Here is an 18,808-nt window from a genome sequence, read left to right as displayed (position 1 = left end):
GGACGCGCCGGGCCGCTCCGCCGCGCTTGTCCCCCTCGCGTGAATTACCACTCTCCGGCCCGGTTTCAACCCCGTCAACGGAAAGAGTCGACGCGTTCGTACGAGGCTCGCACAAGGCCCGACTTTCGGTCAGAGGGCCGAGCCTGAAATAGTTCCCGACGATGTTCGACATCCCTAGACTCCCTGTGATGGGGGTAACTCGGGGGACTACTCATGGGGCTTGGAGTGCCGGAACTCGTACTGGAATCAGACGGACGTACCTGGACGCTCGATCCGTCCAGGTCATACAACCTCGGACGTGATCCGCAGGGGGACCTCGTGTTCGACGACGCCAGGGTCTCCTGGCGGCACGCCACGATCAGCTTCGACGGCCGCAGTTGGGTCATCGAGGACCACGGCAGTACCAACGGCACCTTCGTGCAGAGCCAGCGGGTCCAGCGGACCGAGATCGGCCCCGGCTCGGCCGTCCATCTGGGCAACGCGAACGACGGACCGCGGCTGAGCCTGTCCGGCACCGCGGCCGCCGCCCAGGCGCAGCCCCGGCAGCAGCCGTACGCGGCGCAGGGCGCGGGCGGCGCGGGCTGGTCGCAGCCGCCGGCCGCGCAGCCGGCGGCGCCGAGCCCGGACTGGCAGCAGGCCCCGCCGGCGATCCCGCAGCAGCAGGGCGCCCCGGTCATGGCCTCCGGTGGTGGCGCGGGGGCGCCGCCGGTGTACGGCGACCGCAGCCCGACCACGTTCCACCAGTTCTCCATCGGCCGCGTGATGCGCATCGGCCGTGCCCTGGAGAACGAGCTGGTCGTGTCCGACCTGCAGGTCTCGCGCCACCACGCCGAGTTCCACTCCACGCCCGACGGCCGTATGGAGATCCGCGACCTCGGTTCGCACAACGGCACGTACGTCAACGGTGTGGCGATCGCCAAGGGCGGCACCGCGCTGCTCGACGCGAACGACATCGTCGGTGTCGGCCACTCCACCTTCCGGATCGTCGGCGACCGGCTGGAGGAGTTCGTCGACACCGGCGAAGTCTCCTTCTCCGCACGGCACTTGACGGTCACGGTCGACGGCGGCAAGCAGATCCTCAAGGACGTGTCCTTCGGCGTCCCGGAGAAGTCGGTGATCGCGGTCATCGGCCCGTCGGGCTCCGGCAAGTCGACCCTGCTCAAGGCGCTCACCGGCTACCGCCCAGCCAACGAGGGCGAGGTGCTGTACGACAACCGCAACCTGTACAAGCAGTTCGCCGAGTTGCGCCAGCGCATCGGTCTGGTCCCGCAGGACGACATCCTGCACAAGGAGCTGACCGTCAAGAAGGCCCTCAAGTACGCGGCCAAGCTGCGCTTCCCCGCCGACACCACGGGGCAGGAGCGCGACGACCGCATCGACGAGGTGCTGCGCGAGCTGAAGCTCGACGTCCACAAGGACAAGAAGGTCACGTCCCTGTCGGGCGGCCAGCGCAAGCGGGTCTCGGTGGCACTGGAGCTGCTCACCAAGCCGTCGCTGATCTTCCTCGACGAGCCCACCTCGGGTCTCGACCCGGGCATGGACCGCGACGTCATGCAGCTGCTGCGCGGCCTCGCCGACGACGGCCGTACGGTCCTCGTCGTGACCCACTCGGTGGCCGAGCTGGCGCTGTGCGACAAGCTCCTGGTGATGGCGCCGGGCGGTTCGGTCGCCTACTTCGGGCCGCCCGAGGAGGCGCTGAACTTCTTCGGCTACGACACCTGGGCCGATGTCTTCTCCGCCTTCGAGAACTACCGCGACTACGACTGGGCGGGCCGCTGGAAGGGCTCGCAGCACTACCAGATGTACGCCGCGGACATCGACGCGATCGCCCCGCAGTCCGTACAGATCCCCGCGATGCAGGCGATGCGGCCGAAGAAGCCGCAGAGCTGGGGGTCGCAGCTGCTGACCCTGATCCGCCGGTACGTGTCGGTCATCGCCTCGGACCGCGGCTTCCTGCTGCTGACGGTGGTCCTGCCGGTGGTGCTCGGCGCGGTCAGCCTGCTGATCGACAGCGACAAGGGCCTGCTGGTCAACCCGGTCAACCACAAGACCGGCGTCCCGGTCCCGAACGGCACGGCGACCACGGTCCTGCTGATCCTCGCGGTCGGCGCCTGTTTCGCGGGCGCCGCGAACTCCGTGCGTGAGCTGATCAAGGAACGGGTCATCTACGAACGGGAACGGGCGGTCGGCCTGTCCCGGTCGGCGTACCTGATGTCCAAGGTGGTCGTGCTGGGCGTGATCACCGTGCTGCAGGGCCTGATGGTCGGCCTGATCGGCTTCTCCAGCCGGGAGATCCCCGACGAGGGCGTGGTCCTCGGACACTCCGTCGTACTGGAGCTGTGCATCCCGATCATGGGGCTCGGCTTCACCTCGATGATGTTCGGCCTGGTCATCTCCTCGCTCGTGAAGACGTCCGAGAAGACCATGCCGCTGCTGGTGATGTTCGCGATCATCCAGGTCGTGTTCACCGGCTGCCTGTTCAACCTGAACGGGGCGGTCGGCGTCAACCAGTTCTCGTACCTGATGCCGTCCCGCTGGGCGGTGGGTGCCGACGGCGCCACGCTGGACTTCAACAACATCGCGCCCAACACCGACGACCCGACCAGCACGGACCCGCTGTGGAACCACACGGCCGGTGCCTGGGGCATGGACATGGCCGCGCTGATCGTCCTCGGTGTGATCTGCGGCTTCCTGGTGGCCCGCTTCCTGCGCCGCCACGAGCCCGAGGTCATGCGCAAGTAGTCGCCCGTACGACGCCGAAGGGCGGCACCCGCAGTGGGGTGCCGCCCTTCGGCGTGTGCGTGAAGAGGTCCGCGCAGGCCTCAGTACGCGCTGTTGACGTTGTCCATCGAGCCGTACCGGTGGGCGGCGTAGTTGCAGGCGGCCGTGATGTTGGCGACCGGGTCGTAGATGTTCCACGAGGTGCCGGCCACGTGGTAGGTGGCGAAGGTCGGCGGGATGACCTGGAGCAGACCCTTGGAGGGGATGCCGTTGATGGCGTTGATGTCCCAGTTGTTGATGGCGTTGGGGTTGCCGGAGGACTCCCGCATGATGTTGCGGTACAGGCCGTTGTAGGAGCCCGGGATGCCCTTGGAGTGCATGATGTCCAGGGACTGGCGGATCCAGCCGTCGAGGTTGTTGCCGTAGCTGGCCTGCTGGAGCTGCGGGCGCTGCGCGGAGCGGCTCGCGGCCTGCTTGGCGAGGTGCTTGACGTGGGCGGCGTGGGCGGCCTTGTTGGCGGCGGCCTCGACGTGCTTGACGTGGGCGGTGTGCGCCGCCTTGACCTTGGCGGCGTGGGCCGCGCGGACCTTCTCCACGTGCGCCGTGTGGGCGGCGTGGACCTTCTTGAGGTGGGACACGTGCGCCGCGTGGGCCTTCTTCACGTGGGCCACGTGCAGGTCGTGGGCCGTGGGCGCCTTCTTCTTGGCGGCGATCGCCTCGACCTTGACGTTCTGGAGCGCGAGCCGGTCGGTGACCGTGCCCTTGACGTCCTTGACCTGGTCCGTGGTGTAGGCGACCTGGGCGGCGGCCTGGGGGGACCCGGTCACGGCGGTCTCGGCGCTGCTGGGCACGGCCGAGAAGGCGAGGGCGGCGGCGCCGAGCGTGGCGACACCGGCGAGCGCGATCTTGTGGTGCTTGGTCAGGGTGGGACTGTGGGCGTGCTTGGGCATAGCAGTGGACCTCTTCGGATAGCGCGGAGGTCGCTCGTTGTCCGCGGGGGAGACCGGCTCCTCCTGCACGAACACCGCGGGGGGAACCCGCGGTGCCGAGCGACGTGAGCAATTCTTAGCGGCCGCAAAATGCCCTGGCAAAGGTGTGACGTACGATCCTCGGTAGTACAGCCGGGAAGGGCAAAACGGGACAGACTGGGTCGTCTGCCCCGTTCACGGCGGGCCCCTTTATCTCCTATGTCCGTTCGTACGTGATGTGCGCCCTATGTGCGTCCTCACATCGTCCCCATGTGAATCTCACCAGGAGTTGCTGACGCAATGCTCTGTGTGAGCCCCCTCCGCCGGGAGGATGAGGTGGACGTCGCCGAACTCGTGCCACAGGTAGAGGCCGTCCAGCGCCTCCTCGTAACTGCGGTCGACGGCGGCCCGGCCCGCGACCGCCTCCAGCATCAGCAGATGCGACGCCTCCGGCTCGTGCAGCCCGGTCAGCAGTCCGTCCACCACCCGCACCCCACGCCCGGGCGTCACGACGAGCTCCGTCCACCCCTCGGCCGCCCGCACCACCCCGTCGTCGTCCGCGGCCGACTCCACGGCCCGCACCGCGGTCGTCCCGACGGCCACGACCCGCCTGCCGCCCGCCCTGGCCGCGTTGATCAGCCGCGCCGACGCCGCCGGCACGGCGAAACGTTCCGCGTACGGCGGCTCGTGCGCCTCCGCCGCCGACACCCCCGTGTGCAGCGTGATCGGCGCGAACTGCACGCCCCGGCTCACCAGCTCCGTCACCAGCCTCGCGGTGAAGGGCCGCGCCGCGCTCGGCATCTCCGCACTCCCGGCACCGTCCGCCGAGGGCAGCGCGAACACCGTCTGGTACACGGACAGCGGCTGGTCCCGCTCCGTATAGGAGTACCGAATGGGCCGCCCGTGCTCCCGCAGCAGCCCCGGCACGTCCCCCGAGGCCCGCGCCCACCACAGCCGCTCGCCCCGCGCACTCAGCGGCTCCGCGAGGACCAGCCGACCGCCCCCCGGCAGCCGCACCTCACTCCCCGCGGACGCGCCCGCCCGCGCGCGTGTCGTCCCCCTGCCGTCCGGTTCCCGCAGCTCGACCGCCCACCGGCCGTCGTCCCCGCGCGTGGAGAAGTGCACCACCACGCGCGCGTGCCCGAGCCGCCCGTCCACGGCGGCCGCCAGCGTCGCCGAGGTGTTCACCACCAGCAGGTCCCCGGCCCGCAGCAGCACCGGCAGCTCGGCGAATGCATGGTGCGACACCTCGGTCCCGCGCGACACCAGCAGCCGTACGGCATCCCGCTCGAGACCGGGCCCCCGCTGCTCGGCCGGCACCCGCGCGGACAGCTCCTCCGGCACCCTCAGGGCCGTCGTCATCGCCCCTCCACCAGCGCAGGCGCCCCGTACCGTCCCCCGGCCGGCCGCTCGTCGAGCAGGCGCAGGAACGCCGGTACGACGCTCTCCGGCGACGGCCGTGGACCGTCGTCGTCCGGTACGGCCGCCGTGTACAGGCCCGTCGCCATGTCCCCGGGATCCACCGACCACACCCGCAGCCCCGGTTCCTCCGCACCGAGCACCGCGGCCAGCTGGTCCAGAGCCGCCTTCGAGGCGCCGTACCCGCCCCAGGTCTCGTAGGCCTCCGCGCCCGCGTCCGAGCTGACCACGATCACCGCCCCGGTCACCGACTTCCGCAGCAGCGGCAGCGCCTCCTGGACCAGGCCCAGCGCGGCCACGACATTCACCTCCAGGGCCCGCCGCAGCCCCGCGAGCGGCAGCTCGTCCAGGCGCACCAGCGGCTCGGCACCCAGCGCGCTGGCGTTGCTCACCACCAGGTCCAGCCCGCCCAGCCGGCGGGCCGCGGCCACCAAGCCGGCCCGGTGCCCGGCCTCCGTGACGTCGCCCGGCAGCGCCGCCACCCGGACACCCGGCCCGGCGACCGCCTCCGCCGTCTCCCTCAGTGCTCCCGCCCCCCTGGCGTCCAGCACCAGGTCCCAGCCGCGAGCCGCCAACGCCTGAGCCAGCGCCCGCCCCAGCCCCTTGGACGCCCCCGTGATGATCGCTACCGGCATGACAACCGTCCCCTCGGCTCCGCCCGCCTCGGCAGGCGGTGATCCCAACCTAGGAACGGCACCGCCCCCGCCGCCTCGGACGCGGGGCGCAATCCGGCGGGGCCCTTCGGACTACGCCGCCGGTCCGGGGCCCGCGTCCTAGGACCCGGGGCCTAGGGCCGGCGGCCCGGGCCCCGCCACCATCGGCCGATCCGCGGTGTCCCACCCCGCCGGTACCGTGAGGGCATGAGTCAAGGTCCCCGGTCCGGCCTCGCCGCGGTCAGCTCCGCGCTGCTGGCCATGAGCAGGCACCTGGAGGTGCGCGACGTCCTCAAGACGATCGTCGCCTCCGCCCGTGAGCTGCTCGACGCGCAGTACGCGGCGCTCGGGGTCCCCGACGACCACGGAGGCTTCGCCCAGTTCGTCGTCGACGGCGTCACCGACGCCCAGTGGAAGGCCATCGGCCCGCTCCCGCGCCAGCACGGCATCCTCGCCGCGATGCTCCAGGAGGCGAAGGCCGAGCGGCTCGCCGACGTCCGCACGGACCCCCGTTTCGAGGGCTGGCCGTCGGCCCACCCCGAGATGTCCGACTTCCTGGGCCTGCCGATCCGCGACGGCGACGAGGTCATCGGAGCCCTGTTCCTCGCCAACAAGGACTGCCGGAAACCCGAGGGCGGCTGCGGCTTCACCGCGGAGGACGAGGAACTGCTCTCGATCCTCGCCCAGCACGCCGCGATCGCCCTCACCAACGCCCGCCTCTACGAGCGCAGCCGCGAACTGACCATCGCCGAGGAGCGCTCCCGGCTCGCCCACGAGCTGCACGACGCGGTCAGCCAGAAGCTGTTCTCCCTGCGCCTGACCGCCCAGGCCGCCGCCGCCCTGGTCGACCGCGACCCCTCCCGCGCCAAGGGCGAGCTGCAGCAGGTGGCCGTGCTCGCCGCCGAGGCCACCGAGGAACTGCGCGCGGCGGTCGTGGAGCTGCGCCCCGCCGCCCTCGACGAGGACGGCCTGGTCGCCACCCTCCGCACCCAGGTCCAGGTCCTCGACCGCGCCCACGACGCGCGCGTGACCTTCGCGGGCAGCGGCTTCCGGGCGCTGCCGGCCGCTCAGGAGGAGGCACTGCTCCGGGTGGCCCAGGAAGCCCTGCACAACGCCCTGCGGCACTCCGGTGCCGCGCACGTCGACGTGACAGTGAACCGGCGCGGCGGCGGAGCGGTGCTGCGGGTCACCGACGACGGCAGCGGCTTCGACCCGCACCGCACCCGCAGTGCCGGACGCCATCTCGGCCTGGTCTCCATGCGGGACCGGGCGAGCGGGGTCGGCGGCACCCTGACCGTGGAATCGGCGCCCGGCAAGGGCACCACGATCGAGATGGAGGTCCCCGGTGGCTGACCCGATCAGGGTCCTGCTCGTGGACGACCACCAGGTCGTCCGACGGGGCCTGCGCACCTTCCTCGAGGTCCAGGACGACATAGAGGTCGTCGGCGAGGCCGCCGACGGCGCCGAAGGGGTCGAGCGCGCGCAGGAGCTGAGCCCCGACGTCGTCCTCATGGACGTCAAGATGCCCGGCATGGACGGCGTGGAGGCCCTGCGCCGGCTCCGTGAACTCGACAACCCCGCGCGCGTGCTCATCGTCACCAGCTTCACCGAGCAGCGCACGGTGGTCCCGGCCCTGCGCGCCGGCGCCGCCGGATACGTCTACAAGGACGTCGATCCCGACGCGCTCGCCACCGCCATCCGCTCGGTGTACGCCGGGCACGTCCTGCTCCAGCCCGAGGTGGCCGGAGCCCTGCTCTCCCAGGAGGAGGCCAACTCCGGCCAGGGCAGGAGCGGCTCGCTCACGGAGCGGGAGCGCGAGGTGCTCGGGCTGATCGCCGACGGGCGGTCCAACCGCGAGATAGCCCGCGCCCTGGTGCTCTCCGAGAAGACCGTCAAGACGCATGTCTCGAACATCCTGATGAAACTCGACCTCGCCGACCGTACTCAGGCCGCCCTCTGGGCCGTACGTCATGGCGTGACCGGCTGAAACGTCCTCCGTGACGTCACCGGCGGCAACATGAAGGGTGGTCCTACGGACTGAGATTCATACCGTCGTGGGAATGTCACCCGGACGGCGCATCCTCTTCCGGCCGCGGGCGTTCTTCAGTGCGTGCCGCGGCGACCGCCGTGGCGATCGCCAAGGAGGCTCAAGAAGTGAAGAACCTGAAGAAGGCAGCGGCCGTGACGATGGTGGCCGGCGGGATCGTGGCCGCGGGCGCGGGAATGGCCTCCGCCCACACCGGCGGCTCGCACGCCGACGGCGGGGCCCACGGCTCTCCGGGCGTCGTCTCGGGCAACGTCATCCAGGTCCCGGTTCACATCCCGGTCAACGCCGTCGGCAACAGCGTCAACGTCATCGGCGTGCTGAACCCGGCCTTCGGCAACCTCGGCCTCAACCACTGAGACCGCGCCGCACGGCGGCATCGACCTCCGGCCTTCCGGGCGCTCCCGGAAGGCCGGTCGGCTTCTCCGCACGGTGACTCTCACGCCCAATGATCCCAACGGGCAGTCACGGCCCGCGCTCCGTACCACCCGGGAACCCTCCGACGTTGATCAGCGCACGACCCACGGCCGGGTCGGTCACGCACACGCAGGAGGAAGGTTTCCCATGCACATCGCCAAGAACGCCGCCGTCGCCCTCACCGTCGCCGGTATCGCAGCGGGCGCCGCCGCCGACGCGGCGGCCGACGACGGCGACGCCGTCATCTCCCCGGGTGTGGCCTCCGGCCTCGCCGCCCAGGTCCCGCTCCACGTCCCGGCCGACGCCAGCGGCCTCTCGGCCAACGTGGTCGGGCTCCTGGACCCCGCCTTGGGCAGCACCGCGACCACCAAGCAGGACGGTCACACCACCAGCAGGACCGTCAGCACCACCCGCACCGAGGGCTGCGCCGCCCGGCCCAGCCCTCGGACAGGGTCCCCAGGGTCTAACGTCCCCGCTCGCGCTCCTCGACCACCGAGTTGTAAGCCGCCACCTGGGCCCGCCGGGCCGTCCGCTCCACCGGCCGCAGGGCCAGCGACCGCGCCGCCATCTCCGCGGCGCTCACCGCGCCGCCGTGCCCGTTCTCGTGCGCCAGTGAGATCAGCAGCCCGACCCGCTGCGCCAGCTCGAGCACCCGCACCGCACGCGGCGGATAGCCGGGGGCCAGCACCTCCCGGCCCCGCGCGGCCCGTGACCGGTACGCGTCGATCGCCGCCTCCGCCACCGGACCCGACCCGGCGACGTCCAGCTTCGCCAGCAGCTCCGTCGCGTCCCTGAGCGCCTCCGCCAGCTCCCGTTCGGCCTCACCCAGCGACGGCACGTCCGCGGGCGGCGCCTCCCGCACCGGCAGCACGCGCCAGACCACCTCGGTATGCACGTCACCGGCGGGACCGGCCTCGGACACCTCCGGCACCAGCCCGAACGCGGCGCCGTGACAGATGACCGCCTCCTCGGCCTCCAGGGCCCGCGCGTTGAACTCCGGCGGACCGCTCAGCCCGAGCGGATGCCCGGGCGACGGCAGCGCGAGGCGCAGCCCGGTCGCGCCCAGCGTCCGCAGCCGCCCCAGCGCCAGCGTGAGCCCGACCGGAGCGGACTCCCCGGGCAGACCCTCCACCCGGTGCACCGCGTCCTCGCCGACGATGGTGAGCACGGCGTCATCAGGGGAGACATGTCCGGCCAACAGGGCATTTCCCCAAGCGGCGAGGCGTCCTGAACGTGATTCCGAAAGCATGCCTCCACCCTAAGGACCGGACCGATGGAATGGAGCGCCGCACTCGTGGCGTAGATTTCATAAGGGCCGCGCCCACCGGCGCCGCCGCCCGAGCCACAGGCGTACGCGCCGGCCGAGACCGGCCACACTGCAAGGGGAGACAACGCGCTCATGAGCGATGTTCTGGAGCTTCAGGACGTATCCGTGGTCCGGGAGGGCCGGGCTCTGGTGGACCAGGTCTCCTGGTCGGTGAAGGAGGGCGAGCGCTGGGTCATCCTAGGCCCCAACGGCGCCGGCAAGACCACCCTCCTGAACATCGCCTCCAGCTACCTCTTCCCCAGCAAGGGCACCGCCACCATCCTCGGCGACACCCTCGGCAAGGTCGACGTCTTCGACCTCCGCCCGCGCATCGGCGTGGCCGGCATCGCCATGGCCGAGAAGCTGCCCAAGCGCCAGACCGTCCTGGAGACCGTGCTCACCGCCGCCTACGGCATGACCGCCCACTGGCAGGAAGAGTACGACGAGGTCGACGAGCAGCGCGCCCGCGCCTTCCTCGACCGCCTCGGCATGACCGACTACGTGGACCGGAAGTTCGGCACCCTCTCCGAGGGCGAGCGCAAGCGCACCCTGATCGCCCGCGCCCTGATGACCGACCCCGAGCTGCTGCTGCTCGACGAGCCCGCCGCCGGCCTCGACCTCGGCGGCCGCGAGGACCTGGTCCGCCGTCTCGGCCGGCTCGCCCGCGATCCGATCGCCCCCTCCATGATCATGGTCACCCACCATGTCGAGGAGATCGCGCCCGGCTTCACCCACGTCCTGATGATCCGCCAGGGCAAGGTCCTCACCGCCGGGCCCCTGGAGCTCGAACTCTCCTCCCGCAACCTCTCCCTCTGCTTCGGCCTCCCGCTCGTCGTCGAACAGCTCGGCGACCGCTGGACCGCCCACGGGCTTCCGCTGTCCTGACCGCTCCTGACGGGCGTTCCGCCCCGGGAAAGCACCCTGTCGGGTCGGCACCCGCGGCCCTACCATGACGATGTGAACAGCATCGACGCATGGGTGTGGTGGCTCGTCGGCGCGGCGGCGCTCGGAATCCCGCTCGTGGTGACCGCGATGCCGGAATTCGGCATGTTCGCGGTCGGCGCGCTGGCCGCCGCGGCCACCGCCGGACTCGGTGCGGGCGTCGTGATCCAGGTGCTCGTCTTCGTCGTCGTCTCCGTCGCCCTGATCGCCGTCGTACGGCCCATCGCCGCCCGCCACGCCGCCCAGCGACCCCAACTCGCTACGGGAATCGACGCGTTGAAGGGCAAGCAGGCCGTCGTGCTGGAACGCGTCGACGGCTCCGGCGGACGGATCAAGCTGGCCGGCGAGGTCTGGTCGGCACGCTCGCTCGACGCCGGACGCGCCTACGAAGCCGGAGAGGAAGTGGATGTCGTGGAGATCGAAGGGGCCACGGCCATCGTCATCTGACCTCGAACGACGCAACTCAGCGGAAGGACTCCCGAGTTGGGCGAGGGTCTGTCAGACTCGTGCAGCAAGATCTTCAACAACCATGAGATCTGCCGAAGCGCCGAGGCGGAGAAGGGTACGGGGAGCGACGATGGAACCGGTCATCATCGTCCTGGTCATTCTGGTGGTGTTGGTCTTCATCGCCTTGATCAAGACGATCCAAGTCATCCCACAGGCGAGCGCCGCCATCGTCGAGCGCTTCGGCCGTTACACACGGACCCTCAACGCGGGCCTGAACATCGTGGTCCCGTTCATAGACACCATCCGCAACCGCATCGACCTGCGTGAACAGGTCGTACCGTTCCCGCCGCAGCCGGTGATCACCCAGGACAACCTGGTCGTGAACATCGACACGGTCATCTACTACCAGGTGACCGACGCGCGAGCGGCCACCTACGAGGTCGCCAGCTACATCCAGGCGATCGAGCAGCTCACGGTCACCACGCTCCGCAACATCATCGGCGGCATGGACCTGGAGCGCACCCTGACCTCCCGCGAGGAGATCAACGCGGCCCTGCGCGGCGTCCTCGACGAGGCCACCGGCAAATGGGGCATCCGCGTCAACCGCGTCGAGCTCAAGGCGATCGAGCCGCCGACCTCCATCCAGGACTCGATGGAGAAGCAGATGCGCGCCGACCGTGACAAGCGCGCCGCGATCCTCACCGCGGAAGGCACCCGGCAGGCCGCGATCCTCACCGCCGAAGGTGAGAAGCAGTCCCAGATCCTGCGCGCCGAGGGTGAGGCCAAGGCGGCCGCCCTGCGGGCCGAGGGTGAGGCCCAGGCGGTCCGCACGGTCTTCGAGGCGATCCACGCCGGCGACCCGGACCAGAAGCTCCTCTCCTACCAGTACCTCCAGATGCTCCCGAAGATCGCCGAGGGCGACGCCAACAAGCTCTGGATCGTTCCCAGCGAGATCGGCGACGCCCTCAAGGGCCTGTCCGGTGCCATGGGCAACTTCGGCAACCTGGGCGGCGGTTCGGGCGGCAGCGGCAGCGGCAGCGTCCCGGCCCAGGAACGCCGCGAGAAGCCCCACATCGACTAGGGCCCTACATACGGACGTTCCCCGCGCCCCCTCTCTGGGGGGCGCGGGGAACTGCGCGAACAACCACGAACGACCCGCAGCCGCTCCCCGGACTCAGCCGGGCGGACGACTAGGCCGCAACATCTCCGGACAGCCACTCAGGAAGCGCGGCCAAGTCCTCCGCCCCCATCGCCAGCAGCATCGCGTCCTGCGGCGAAGGCTCGAACGGCTTCCGGAGCAGCGGCATCCCGGCCTGCTCGGGCGTCCGGTCCGCCTTCCGGTGATTGTCCTCCGCGCACGAGGCCACCGTGTTCAACCAGGAGTCCTGGCCGCCCTGGGCCCGAGGCACCACGTGGTCGACGGTCGTCGCCCGCCGCCCGCAGTACGCGCACCGGTGCCGGTCCCTGACCAGCACACCCCGCCTCGACCAGGGCGCCTGTCTCCGGAACGGCACCCGTACGTAGCGGCACAGCCTGATCACCCGAGGCGCAGGTATGTCCACATCGGCACCGCGCATGCGCAGTTCGGGGTGGGCCTGCTCGACAACGGCCTTGTCCTGGAGCACCAGGACGACGGCTCGATTCAACGTCACCGTAGACAGCGGCTCGAAGCTCGCGTTCAGCACCAGCGTGTCACGCATCCAGCCCACCTCCCATGTGCACCGTGCCCACCCCCGGCGGGCTTGGATCAACTCTGGACGGGCGCGCCGAGATGGACAACGCAATAAAAACTGCCCGCCCCTGATCACTTCCAAGACCAGGAGCGGGCAAACGTTCAATGAACGCCTGGCTGATTTCGCGAGGTGCGTCAGCCCTTCCCGGGGTTCTCGTACTCGCCGATCAACTGGGCGCGGGCGATCGCGTGGAACCGCAGGTTGAAGCCGACGACGGCAGGCGACACATCGGCATCCGGACCGAGCTTCTCCTGGTCCACCGCGTACACCGTGAAGACGTACCGGTGCGGCCCGTCCCCGGGCGGCGGCGCGGCGCCGCCGAAGTCCTTCGACCCGTAGTCGTTGCGCACCTGTACGGCGCCGTCGGGCAGGCCCTCGAACTTGCCGCTGCCCGCACCGGCCGGCAGCTCGGTCACCGACGCCGGGATGTCGAACACCGACCAGTGCCAGAACCCGCTGCCCGTCGGCGCGTCCGGGTCGTAGCAGGTCACGGCGAAGCTCTTGGTCCCGGCCGGGAAGCCCTCCCACCGCAGCTGCGGCGAGGTGTTGCCCTCGGCGTAGACCTGAGCGTCCTTGAGTGTCGCCCCTTCCGCGATGTCCTCGCTCGTCACCGTGAACGACGGGACGGGCGGGTGGAAGTCATGGGGGAGCGGCCGCCGCCTGAGCTCGGTCACCTCGGTACCTCCTGATCGATACTTATCGCTGACGGAGGCCGTAACGGACTCCGCGGTTCCCGAGCCTAGAACCAGTTGCGCTTGCTGCCGACCTCGGACAGCCACTGGTTGAGATAAGCCGCCCAGTCGGTCCCGTGGAAGTCGTGCAGACCCACCTGGAACGACCGGAAGGTGTCACTGCCCTCGCTGAACAGCCCCGGCTTCTTGTCCATTTCGAGGATGACGTCCATGGCGTGCGAGTCCGCCACGAAGCTCAGCTCGACCTGGTTCAGCCCCCGGTACTGGGACGGCGGGTGGAACTCGACCTCCTGGTAGAACGGCAGCGTCTGCCGCGTCCCCCGGATGTGGCCGCGCTCCAGGTCCGCGTTCTTGAAGCGGAAGCCGAGCTGGATGAAGGCGTCGAGGATCGCCTTCTGCGCCGGCAGCGGGTGCACGTTGATCGGGTCCAGGTCACCGGAGTCCACGGCACGCGCGATCTCCAGCTCGGTCGTCACGCCGATGTGCATCCCGCGCAGCGCCTGCCCGTCGATCATCGTGACCGGCGTCTCCCACGGGATCTCCAGTCCGAACGGCACCGCGTGCACCGCTCCGGCCTGCAGCTCGAAGGCACCGCCGAGCCGCACCTTGCCGAAGTCGATGTTCTGCTTGTACTCCTCGTCGCCGCTCTCCACCTCGACCCGGGCCTGGAGACCCACGGAGAGCCCCTGGATCTCCTGGTTCACCGACCCGCCCTGGATCCGCACCTCGCCCTGGACGACGCCACCCGGTACGACGTTGATCTCGGTGAGCACCGTCTCGACGGAAGCCCCACCGGCCCCCAGGCTCGCGAGCAGCTTCTTGAACCCCATGACTCTCCCTTTACGTACGGACCCTTGATCCCTAGAAACGCGATCCGGCCGCGACCGGTTCCGGCCCACACCCTGGCAAGGAGACGAATCCTTGACCACCCCTTGGCGTCCCCGGCCTGGACTAGGCTCGGACATCATGATCGCGCCCCCGGACCGTACGTCACTCCCCAGGGACTTCTTCGACCGCCCTGTACTGGAGGTCGCCCCCGACCTCCTCGGCCGCATCCTCCTGCGCACCACCGCGGACGGTCCGATCGCGGTCCGCATCACGGAGGTGGAGGCGTACGACGGTCCGAACGACCCCGGGTCGCACGCCTATCGCGGCCCCACACCCCGCAACGAGGTGATGTTCGGTCCGCCCGGACACGTGTACGTCTACTTCACCTACGGCATGTCAAGGCGATCAGCATGAACGTCATGGATCTTGCTCACCCCGCTGAAGAAGTCGCCCCCAAGCTGCTCGGTGCCATCCTCACCCACGAGACACCTGAGGGAACCGTGAGCATCACGATCACGGAGACCGAGGCGTACTCCGGTTCGGCCGACCCCGCCTCCCACGCGTACCGAGGCAGGACACCCCGAAATGCCGTCATGTTCGGACGTGCGGGACACCTGTACGTCTACCGGTCTCACGGACTCCACTGGTGCGCAAACGTCGTCACCGGGGCAGACGGCATCGCTACAGCTGTCCTCATCCGGGCAGGCAGGGTCATCGAAGGGGAAGACCTGGCCCGCGAGCGGCGAGGGGGCAAGGTTGAGAGTCCACGTCTCGCGCGGGGTCCGGGGAACTTCTGCCAAGCGCTCGGCATCACGGCAGAGCACAACGGCACAGACCTGCTGACAGGCGCCTCGGTCGCGCTGTCCGAGGGTGAGCCGGTACCCGCCGCACTCATCCGGGTCGGTCCTCGGGTAGGCGTGAGCAAAGCCCATGACTGGCAGCACCGCTTCTACCTTGCCGGTGATCCGACGGTCTCGGCGTACCGACTGAGCCCGAGAGCCAAGCCGTCCGCCGGAGCCTGAGCCGCTGTGCGCCTTGCTCGCGGCTCGCCGGTGGGGTTGGGTCCGAAGACGCGTGACCGCTCGCGAGCGTGGCGCGTGGCGCGTTCCTGGCCGGTCGGGTGACTGTCGACGTGCCCCGACCCGGGCCGGACGGGTGATGATGCGTCTCGCTGGAGGTGGCCCAGTCTCGGTCTACCCGAACCACCAGTGCGTCCGGCTACCTACGGTCGCTCAACCTGGTCAGCGCCGAATCCGGATAAAGCTCAAGGCAGCACTGACCTAGCGTTCCGTGCATGACATCCTCAGACGGCCACCTCGACGACCAGCCCAGCGTGACCATCCGCTGCCAGGACACCTCCTCTGTGGGCGTGACGTTCTGCGACCGGTTCAGCTTCGACGCGGACTCCGTGCACTATGCCGTCGAGCTACGGGCCCCGGGCATGGCCGCTCGTGTCAACGAGGTTGTTGCCTGGATGCGCTCGGATCTTCGGGGACAAGGCATCCGGCAAGAACGCCAACCGGCCAGAGCTCACGGCCGCACTGGACTACGCCAGACCTGGCGACACCCTGTGCGTGTGGAAGCTAGACCGGTTCGCCCGCTCCCTCATCGACCTTGTGACCATGGTCGACACCCTTCGAGAGAGGGGCATCGGGTTCAAGGTGCTCATGGGGGCACTGGCCAACATCGACCCCGGTACGGCGGACGGCCGTCTCATGCTTCAGGTGGTCGGGGCCATGGCGGAGTTCGAGCGCAGTCTCATCAAGGAGCGCACCCGCGCAGGGCTGGACGCAGCCAAGGCGCAGGGGCGTACCGGCGGCCGGCCGTCTGTGGTGGACGAGGATGTACTGACCGTGGCCCGTGCCAGGAAGGCGAAGGGCGAGAGCGTCAGCGCCATCGCTAGGGCCCTCGGAGTCTCCCGAGCCACGCTGTACCGGCACTTGGGAGAGAGCCCCTGAGGCAGACGCGCAGTAGTTTCGGACAGGCCCTCGAATCCGCCCTACACCGGGGCCGTTGTCGTACAAGGACGTGCAAAGCCGTCTGACGGCTGCAACGATGCTGGCCCCTGCCGACCACGGAGAAAGTCGGCAGGGGCCAGCATAGGGGCGCGTGTCGCTCACGCTGCGCGTCCCTTCCAGCGCACCTCTGGTCTGTGTTGCTCGGTACTTCCTCGCCGGGTATGACGAAGGGCCCCGCCCGACTCTCGTCAGACAGGGCCCGTGCTCACTGAGCGCCGACAGCTGGCTCGGCTCTCCGTGTCTGATCTCAGGGGTTCCGGAACGTAATCCGGCAGTGCTCGGCCTTGAAGGCTCGGACCCCTCGACCGCGCGGCATCAGCTCGACTCGCTCGCAGACCTGCATGATGACGGTCCGCACGTAGTCGATCCGGTCGGGGTCCTCGTAGTCCAGCTCCTCCCACAGGTACTCGATGTCGCCCAGGTCGACGCGTACCCGCTTCGCTGCCAGGTCTGCCAACTCGGTCCGGATCTTCGCCAGGTCGGCATCACACCTGCCGATACCCGTCCGCAGGGTCGACGCGTCGATGTCCCCTACAGCGAACATCTCCGCCAGAGCGGTGCGCCTCCCGGATGCGGCAGTCTCCTCGGCCAGCAGTTCGGCCTCTCGCTCCTCGTCTGCGGCATCCGTGGCCGGTGCCGCGTTCCACTCCTCGGCCTTGTCGATGACCTTCCGGACAACGAAGGAGTCAAGAGCATCTGCCGGGCAGGTGATGCATCGGCCACCTGAACAGGTGTAGATGCGGTACCGCTCGCCTGCCGCGTTCTTCTTGCTCCACCCCTGAGTGGCGACGGCCTGACACTTCGAGCAGCGGACCACGCCGGACAACAGGGCCTTGCGCTTGCCGCCGCCGCCCGTGTTGCGCTCGGGGTCGCTCAGGTAGCGGACCAGGGCCCGGAACATGCCCTCGGAGACGATCGCCTCCCAGTTGCCCGCGCCGGTCTCCTCGGTCAGCCGCACGCGCTTCCCGTCCGGCTTCTCGACCCACTGCGAGTACGTCTGGATGCCCGCGTTCCGCGGCTTCAAGAGGACACCCCGAAGGTTCGAGCTGCGCCACTCCTTGCCGTGCGGTGAGAGCAGTTCACGGGCGTTCCAGTCCTTCGCGATGGACCAGAGGGAGACACCGGTCAGGACATCCCGGTACGCCTGCCGTAGGGCTTCCGCCTCTGCCTCACGATGCCTGCCGTCACGCTCGAAGCCGAACGGGCGAGTACTCCAGAAGGGCCTCCCCGACTCTCTACGGCGCTGGTGTCCGAGCACCTGACGCTCTACTCGCATCTCGGTCTCGTTGCGAGCCACCACAGCGCCGATGCGAGCAGCGAGCCGGCCGGACGGGGTGGACAGGTCGAGCACTCCCTGAGCCTGTGCGGCGGCCAGCGTGACGCCGGTCGCCTCGGCCAGGTCCACCAGGTCCTCAAGATCCCAGGGGGTGCGGTACATGCGGTCGTAGTGGCGAGACACGATGGCGTCTGCCTTGCCGTCCTCCACCAGAGCCTTGACGCGCTCCCACTCGTCGCTTCGCTTGGCTCCCCGCTTGGTGGAGGCTGACGTGTCCTTCTCGACGATCACGGCTACGACGGACCAGCCGTTCCGGTCGCACAGCGCCTGACTCAGCTCGACCTGTTGTGTCAGGTTCCCACCCTTGGACTCTTCGCCCCTCGGGGTGGGGCTGAGCCTGGCGTAGATGATCGCTCGCACTGCATGTCTCCTGCTTGTCGTTGCCTTGCCGATGGTAACGACATACATGCTTGGTGAGTTACCTACGGCATGTGGTTCTGCATGAACCTGGTGGTCCGGTGGGCACCGCGAGCGCGGTCCTGCTCCGCGCCGGCGAGATCGTCGAGGGCGTCGAGCTGGCACGCAAACGTCGACTTTCGGCCCGATACGACAGAGAACTGGCCAAAGGACCGGCCCGTCTGGCCACCGCCCTGGGCGTGGACCGGGCCCTGGACGGCACGGACGCGTGTCCGCCGGCGAGACACCGCTGCGCATGCTGACCGGCACCCCTGTCCCCTCCGACCAGGTACGCAACGGTCCGCGCACCGGGGTGGCCGGCGAGGGCGGCGACGGGGACATCCATCCCTGGCGTTACTGGGCCGCCGACGACCCGACGGTCAGCCCCTATCGGGCCCACGTACCCCGGCGCCGCTCAAGTTGACGCGTCCCTGGAAGGTGCGTAACGTAGCCCGAGCCGCTGAACCGGGTACGACGTTCGCCAGCAGCCGGAAGTGGCCACCCACTACCTACGACTTCCCCTGACGGGATCGGATTCGTCATGCCCGCATGCTCGAATTCGAACTCATGGAACTCGATTATGAGTCTCGACGGGAATCGGCTAGCGTAGTGAATGTCGAAAGGCCGACAGGCGAGAGCCGAAAGGCCCGAGACAATCCCACCGACCGGGAATCGGATGCCGAAAGGGTCTGATAGAGTCGGAACCGCCGGAAAGGGAAACGCGAGAGCGGGAACCTGGAAAGCACCGAGGAAATCGGATCGGAAAACGGTCTGATAGAGTCGGAAACGCAAGACCGAAGGGAAGCCCGGAGGAAAGCCCGAGAGGGTGAGTACAAAGGAAGCGACCGTTCCTTGAGAACTCAACAGCGTGCCAAAAGTCAACGCCAG

General features: G+C 69.5%; 17 protein-coding genes and 4 pseudogenes. 13 read left to right on the top strand and 8 right to left on the bottom strand.

The annotated features are described in order from the left end of the window. The first annotated feature begins 213 nt into the window (after nucleotides 1–213). Nucleotides 214–2,742, top strand: coding sequence for an FHA domain-containing protein (locus tag ACZ4O3_RS15435; protein ID WP_467722470.1), 2,529 nt, complete (start codon nucleotides 214–216; stop codon nucleotides 2,740–2,742). An 80-nt stretch (nucleotides 2,743–2,822) separates the two neighbouring features. Here ACZ4O3_RS15435 and ACZ4O3_RS15430 read toward each other — a convergent pair whose 3' ends face one another. The 3 genes from ACZ4O3_RS15430 to ACZ4O3_RS15420 form a co-directional block, all read right to left on the bottom strand. Then, entirely contained in the window at nucleotides 2,823–3,671 is an 849-nt protein-coding gene (locus tag ACZ4O3_RS15430; RefSeq protein WP_362728359.1) for a transglycosylase SLT domain-containing protein, read from the bottom strand. Nucleotides 3,672–3,968: 297 nt separating this feature from the next. Then, nucleotides 3,969–5,051: an S-adenosylmethionine:tRNA ribosyltransferase-isomerase gene (locus ACZ4O3_RS15425; protein WP_467722468.1), complete on the bottom strand. Its 1,083-nt coding sequence runs from the start codon at nucleotides 5,049–5,051 to the stop codon at nucleotides 3,969–3,971. Further along, nucleotides 5,048–5,743: an SDR family NAD(P)-dependent oxidoreductase gene (locus ACZ4O3_RS15420; protein ID WP_467722466.1), complete on the bottom strand. Its 696-nt coding sequence runs from the start codon at nucleotides 5,741–5,743 to the stop codon at nucleotides 5,048–5,050. Before ACZ4O3_RS15420 ends, ACZ4O3_RS15425 begins: the two co-directional genes overlap by 4 nt. A 225-nt stretch (nucleotides 5,744–5,968) precedes the next feature. Between ACZ4O3_RS15420 and ACZ4O3_RS15415 the strand changes: the two genes are divergently transcribed. The 4 genes and pseudogenes from ACZ4O3_RS15415 to ACZ4O3_RS15400 form a co-directional block, all read left to right on the top strand. Continuing rightward, nucleotides 5,969–7,114, top strand: coding sequence for a GAF domain-containing sensor histidine kinase (locus ACZ4O3_RS15415; RefSeq protein ID WP_467722465.1), 1,146 nt, complete (start codon nucleotides 5,969–5,971; stop codon nucleotides 7,112–7,114). Further along, nucleotides 7,107–7,748 (top strand): response regulator transcription factor, encoded by a 642-nt coding sequence (locus ACZ4O3_RS15410; protein ID WP_362732151.1) that lies wholly within the window; start codon nucleotides 7,107–7,109, stop codon nucleotides 7,746–7,748. The genes ACZ4O3_RS15415 and ACZ4O3_RS15410 overlap by 8 nt, the downstream gene beginning before the upstream one ends. A 167-nt stretch (nucleotides 7,749–7,915) precedes the next feature. Further along, on the top strand, nucleotides 7,916–8,164 hold the full coding sequence (locus ACZ4O3_RS15405; RefSeq protein WP_365283670.1) for a chaplin: 249 nt from the start codon (nucleotides 7,916–7,918) through the stop codon (nucleotides 8,162–8,164). 205 nt (nucleotides 8,165–8,369) lie between these two features. Then, nucleotides 8,370–8,525, top strand: a pseudogene (locus ACZ4O3_RS15400) (chaplin family protein); the annotation flags it as partial. Between the two features lie 160 nt (nucleotides 8,526–8,685). Here the strand turns inward: ACZ4O3_RS15400 and ACZ4O3_RS15395 are convergent. Next, nucleotides 8,686–9,471: a hypothetical protein gene (locus tag ACZ4O3_RS15395; protein ID WP_467722463.1), complete on the bottom strand. Its 786-nt coding sequence runs from the start codon at nucleotides 9,469–9,471 to the stop codon at nucleotides 8,686–8,688. 150 nt (nucleotides 9,472–9,621) lie between these two features. Here ACZ4O3_RS15395 and ACZ4O3_RS15390 point away from each other — a divergent pair, with 150 nt between their 5' ends. The 3 genes from ACZ4O3_RS15390 to ACZ4O3_RS15380 all read left to right on the top strand — a co-directional run bounded on the left by ACZ4O3_RS15390 (nucleotide 9,622) and on the right by ACZ4O3_RS15380 (nucleotide 11,998). Then, nucleotides 9,622–10,413, top strand: coding sequence for an ABC transporter ATP-binding protein (locus ACZ4O3_RS15390; RefSeq protein ID WP_351694571.1), 792 nt, complete (start codon nucleotides 9,622–9,624; stop codon nucleotides 10,411–10,413). Between the two features lie 72 nt (nucleotides 10,414–10,485). Then, nucleotides 10,486–10,917 (top strand): NfeD family protein, encoded by a 432-nt coding sequence (locus tag ACZ4O3_RS15385; protein ID WP_362720609.1) that lies wholly within the window; start codon nucleotides 10,486–10,488, stop codon nucleotides 10,915–10,917. A 130-nt stretch (nucleotides 10,918–11,047) separates the two neighbouring features. Continuing rightward, on the top strand, nucleotides 11,048–11,998 hold the full coding sequence (locus ACZ4O3_RS15380; protein ID WP_384988304.1) for an SPFH domain-containing protein: 951 nt from the start codon (nucleotides 11,048–11,050) through the stop codon (nucleotides 11,996–11,998). Nucleotides 11,999–12,107: 109 nt separating this feature from the next. Here ACZ4O3_RS15380 and ACZ4O3_RS15375 read toward each other — a convergent pair whose 3' ends face one another. The 3 genes from ACZ4O3_RS15375 to ACZ4O3_RS15365 form a co-directional block, all read right to left on the bottom strand. Beyond that, the gene (locus tag ACZ4O3_RS15375) at nucleotides 12,108–12,617 is read right to left on the bottom strand and encodes an HNH endonuclease (protein ID WP_351329136.1); all 510 of its coding nucleotides are present in this window, start codon (nucleotides 12,615–12,617) and stop codon (nucleotides 12,108–12,110) included. A gap of 167 nt (nucleotides 12,618–12,784) precedes the next feature. Then, nucleotides 12,785–13,324, bottom strand: a complete 540-nt coding sequence (locus tag ACZ4O3_RS15370) for a YbhB/YbcL family Raf kinase inhibitor-like protein (protein ID WP_467722461.1) — start codon at nucleotides 13,322–13,324, stop codon at nucleotides 12,785–12,787. A gap of 65 nt (nucleotides 13,325–13,389) precedes the next feature. Further along, entirely contained in the window at nucleotides 13,390–14,172 is a 783-nt protein-coding gene (locus ACZ4O3_RS15365; RefSeq protein WP_362720598.1) for a sporulation protein, read from the bottom strand. A 136-nt stretch (nucleotides 14,173–14,308) separates the two neighbouring features. On the opposite strand from ACZ4O3_RS15365, the pseudogene ACZ4O3_RS15360 reads away from it, so the two are divergent. The 4 genes and pseudogenes from ACZ4O3_RS15360 to ACZ4O3_RS15345 form a co-directional block, all read left to right on the top strand. Next, nucleotides 14,309–14,566, top strand: a pseudogene (locus ACZ4O3_RS15360) (DNA-3-methyladenine glycosylase); the annotation flags it as partial. A 14-nt stretch (nucleotides 14,567–14,580) separates the two neighbouring features. Then, nucleotides 14,581–15,192 (top strand): DNA-3-methyladenine glycosylase, encoded by a 612-nt coding sequence (locus ACZ4O3_RS15355; protein ID WP_220294613.1) that lies wholly within the window; start codon nucleotides 14,581–14,583, stop codon nucleotides 15,190–15,192. A 272-nt stretch (nucleotides 15,193–15,464) separates the two neighbouring features. Then, nucleotides 15,465–15,599 (top strand): annotated as a pseudogene (locus ACZ4O3_RS15350) (DUF6228 family protein); the annotation flags it as partial. Between the two features lie 37 nt (nucleotides 15,600–15,636). Continuing rightward, the gene (locus tag ACZ4O3_RS15345) at nucleotides 15,637–16,128 is read left to right on the top strand and encodes a recombinase family protein (RefSeq protein ID WP_362720594.1); all 492 of its coding nucleotides are present in this window, start codon (nucleotides 15,637–15,639) and stop codon (nucleotides 16,126–16,128) included. 307 nt (nucleotides 16,129–16,435) lie between these two features. Here ACZ4O3_RS15345 and ACZ4O3_RS15340 read toward each other — a convergent pair whose 3' ends face one another. Beyond that, a complete protein-coding gene (locus ACZ4O3_RS15340; protein ID WP_220294618.1) occupies nucleotides 16,436–17,884 on the bottom strand; it encodes a recombinase family protein in 1,449 nt (482 codons plus the stop codon). Nucleotides 17,885–17,944: 60 nt separating this feature from the next. Between ACZ4O3_RS15340 and ACZ4O3_RS15335 the strand changes: the two are divergent. Further along, nucleotides 17,945–18,344 (top strand): annotated as a pseudogene (locus tag ACZ4O3_RS15335) (DNA-3-methyladenine glycosylase); the annotation flags it as partial. Nucleotides 18,345–18,808 lie beyond the last annotated feature (464 nt).

The organism is Streptomyces sp. NPDC026515, from assembly GCF_055567595.1.
The sequence above is the reverse complement of the archived record's forward strand: the minus strand, read 5'-3'. Positions and strand labels throughout refer to the sequence as shown.

Bases quoted from the DNA above. Each gene is read 5' to 3' on its own strand.
- ACZ4O3_RS15435 (WP_467722470.1), top strand. From the start codon at position 214: ATGGGGCTTGGAGTGCCGGAACTCGTACTGGAATCAGACGGACGTACC.
- ACZ4O3_RS15430 (WP_362728359.1), bottom strand. From the start codon at position 3,671: ATGCCCAAGCACGCCCACAGTCCCACCCTGACCAAGCACCACAAGATC.
- ACZ4O3_RS15425 (WP_467722468.1), bottom strand. From the start codon at position 5,051: ATGACGACGGCCCTGAGGGTGCCGGAGGAGCTGTCCGCGCGGGTGCCG.
- ACZ4O3_RS15420 (WP_467722466.1), bottom strand. From the start codon at position 5,743: ATGCCGGTAGCGATCATCACGGGGGCGTCCAAGGGGCTGGGGCGGGCG.
- ACZ4O3_RS15415 (WP_467722465.1), top strand. From the start codon at position 5,969: ATGAGTCAAGGTCCCCGGTCCGGCCTCGCCGCGGTCAGCTCCGCGCTG.
- ACZ4O3_RS15395 (WP_467722463.1), bottom strand. From the start codon at position 9,471: ATGCTTTCGGAATCACGTTCAGGACGCCTCGCCGCTTGGGGAAATGCC.
- ACZ4O3_RS15390 (WP_351694571.1), top strand. From the start codon at position 9,622: ATGAGCGATGTTCTGGAGCTTCAGGACGTATCCGTGGTCCGGGAGGGC.
- ACZ4O3_RS15380 (WP_384988304.1), top strand. From the start codon at position 11,048: ATGGAACCGGTCATCATCGTCCTGGTCATTCTGGTGGTGTTGGTCTTC.
- ACZ4O3_RS15375 (WP_351329136.1), bottom strand. From the start codon at position 12,617: ATGCGTGACACGCTGGTGCTGAACGCGAGCTTCGAGCCGCTGTCTACG.
- ACZ4O3_RS15365 (WP_362720598.1), bottom strand. From the start codon at position 14,172: ATGGGGTTCAAGAAGCTGCTCGCGAGCCTGGGGGCCGGTGGGGCTTCC.
- ACZ4O3_RS15355 (WP_220294613.1), top strand. From the start codon at position 14,581: ATGAACGTCATGGATCTTGCTCACCCCGCTGAAGAAGTCGCCCCCAAG.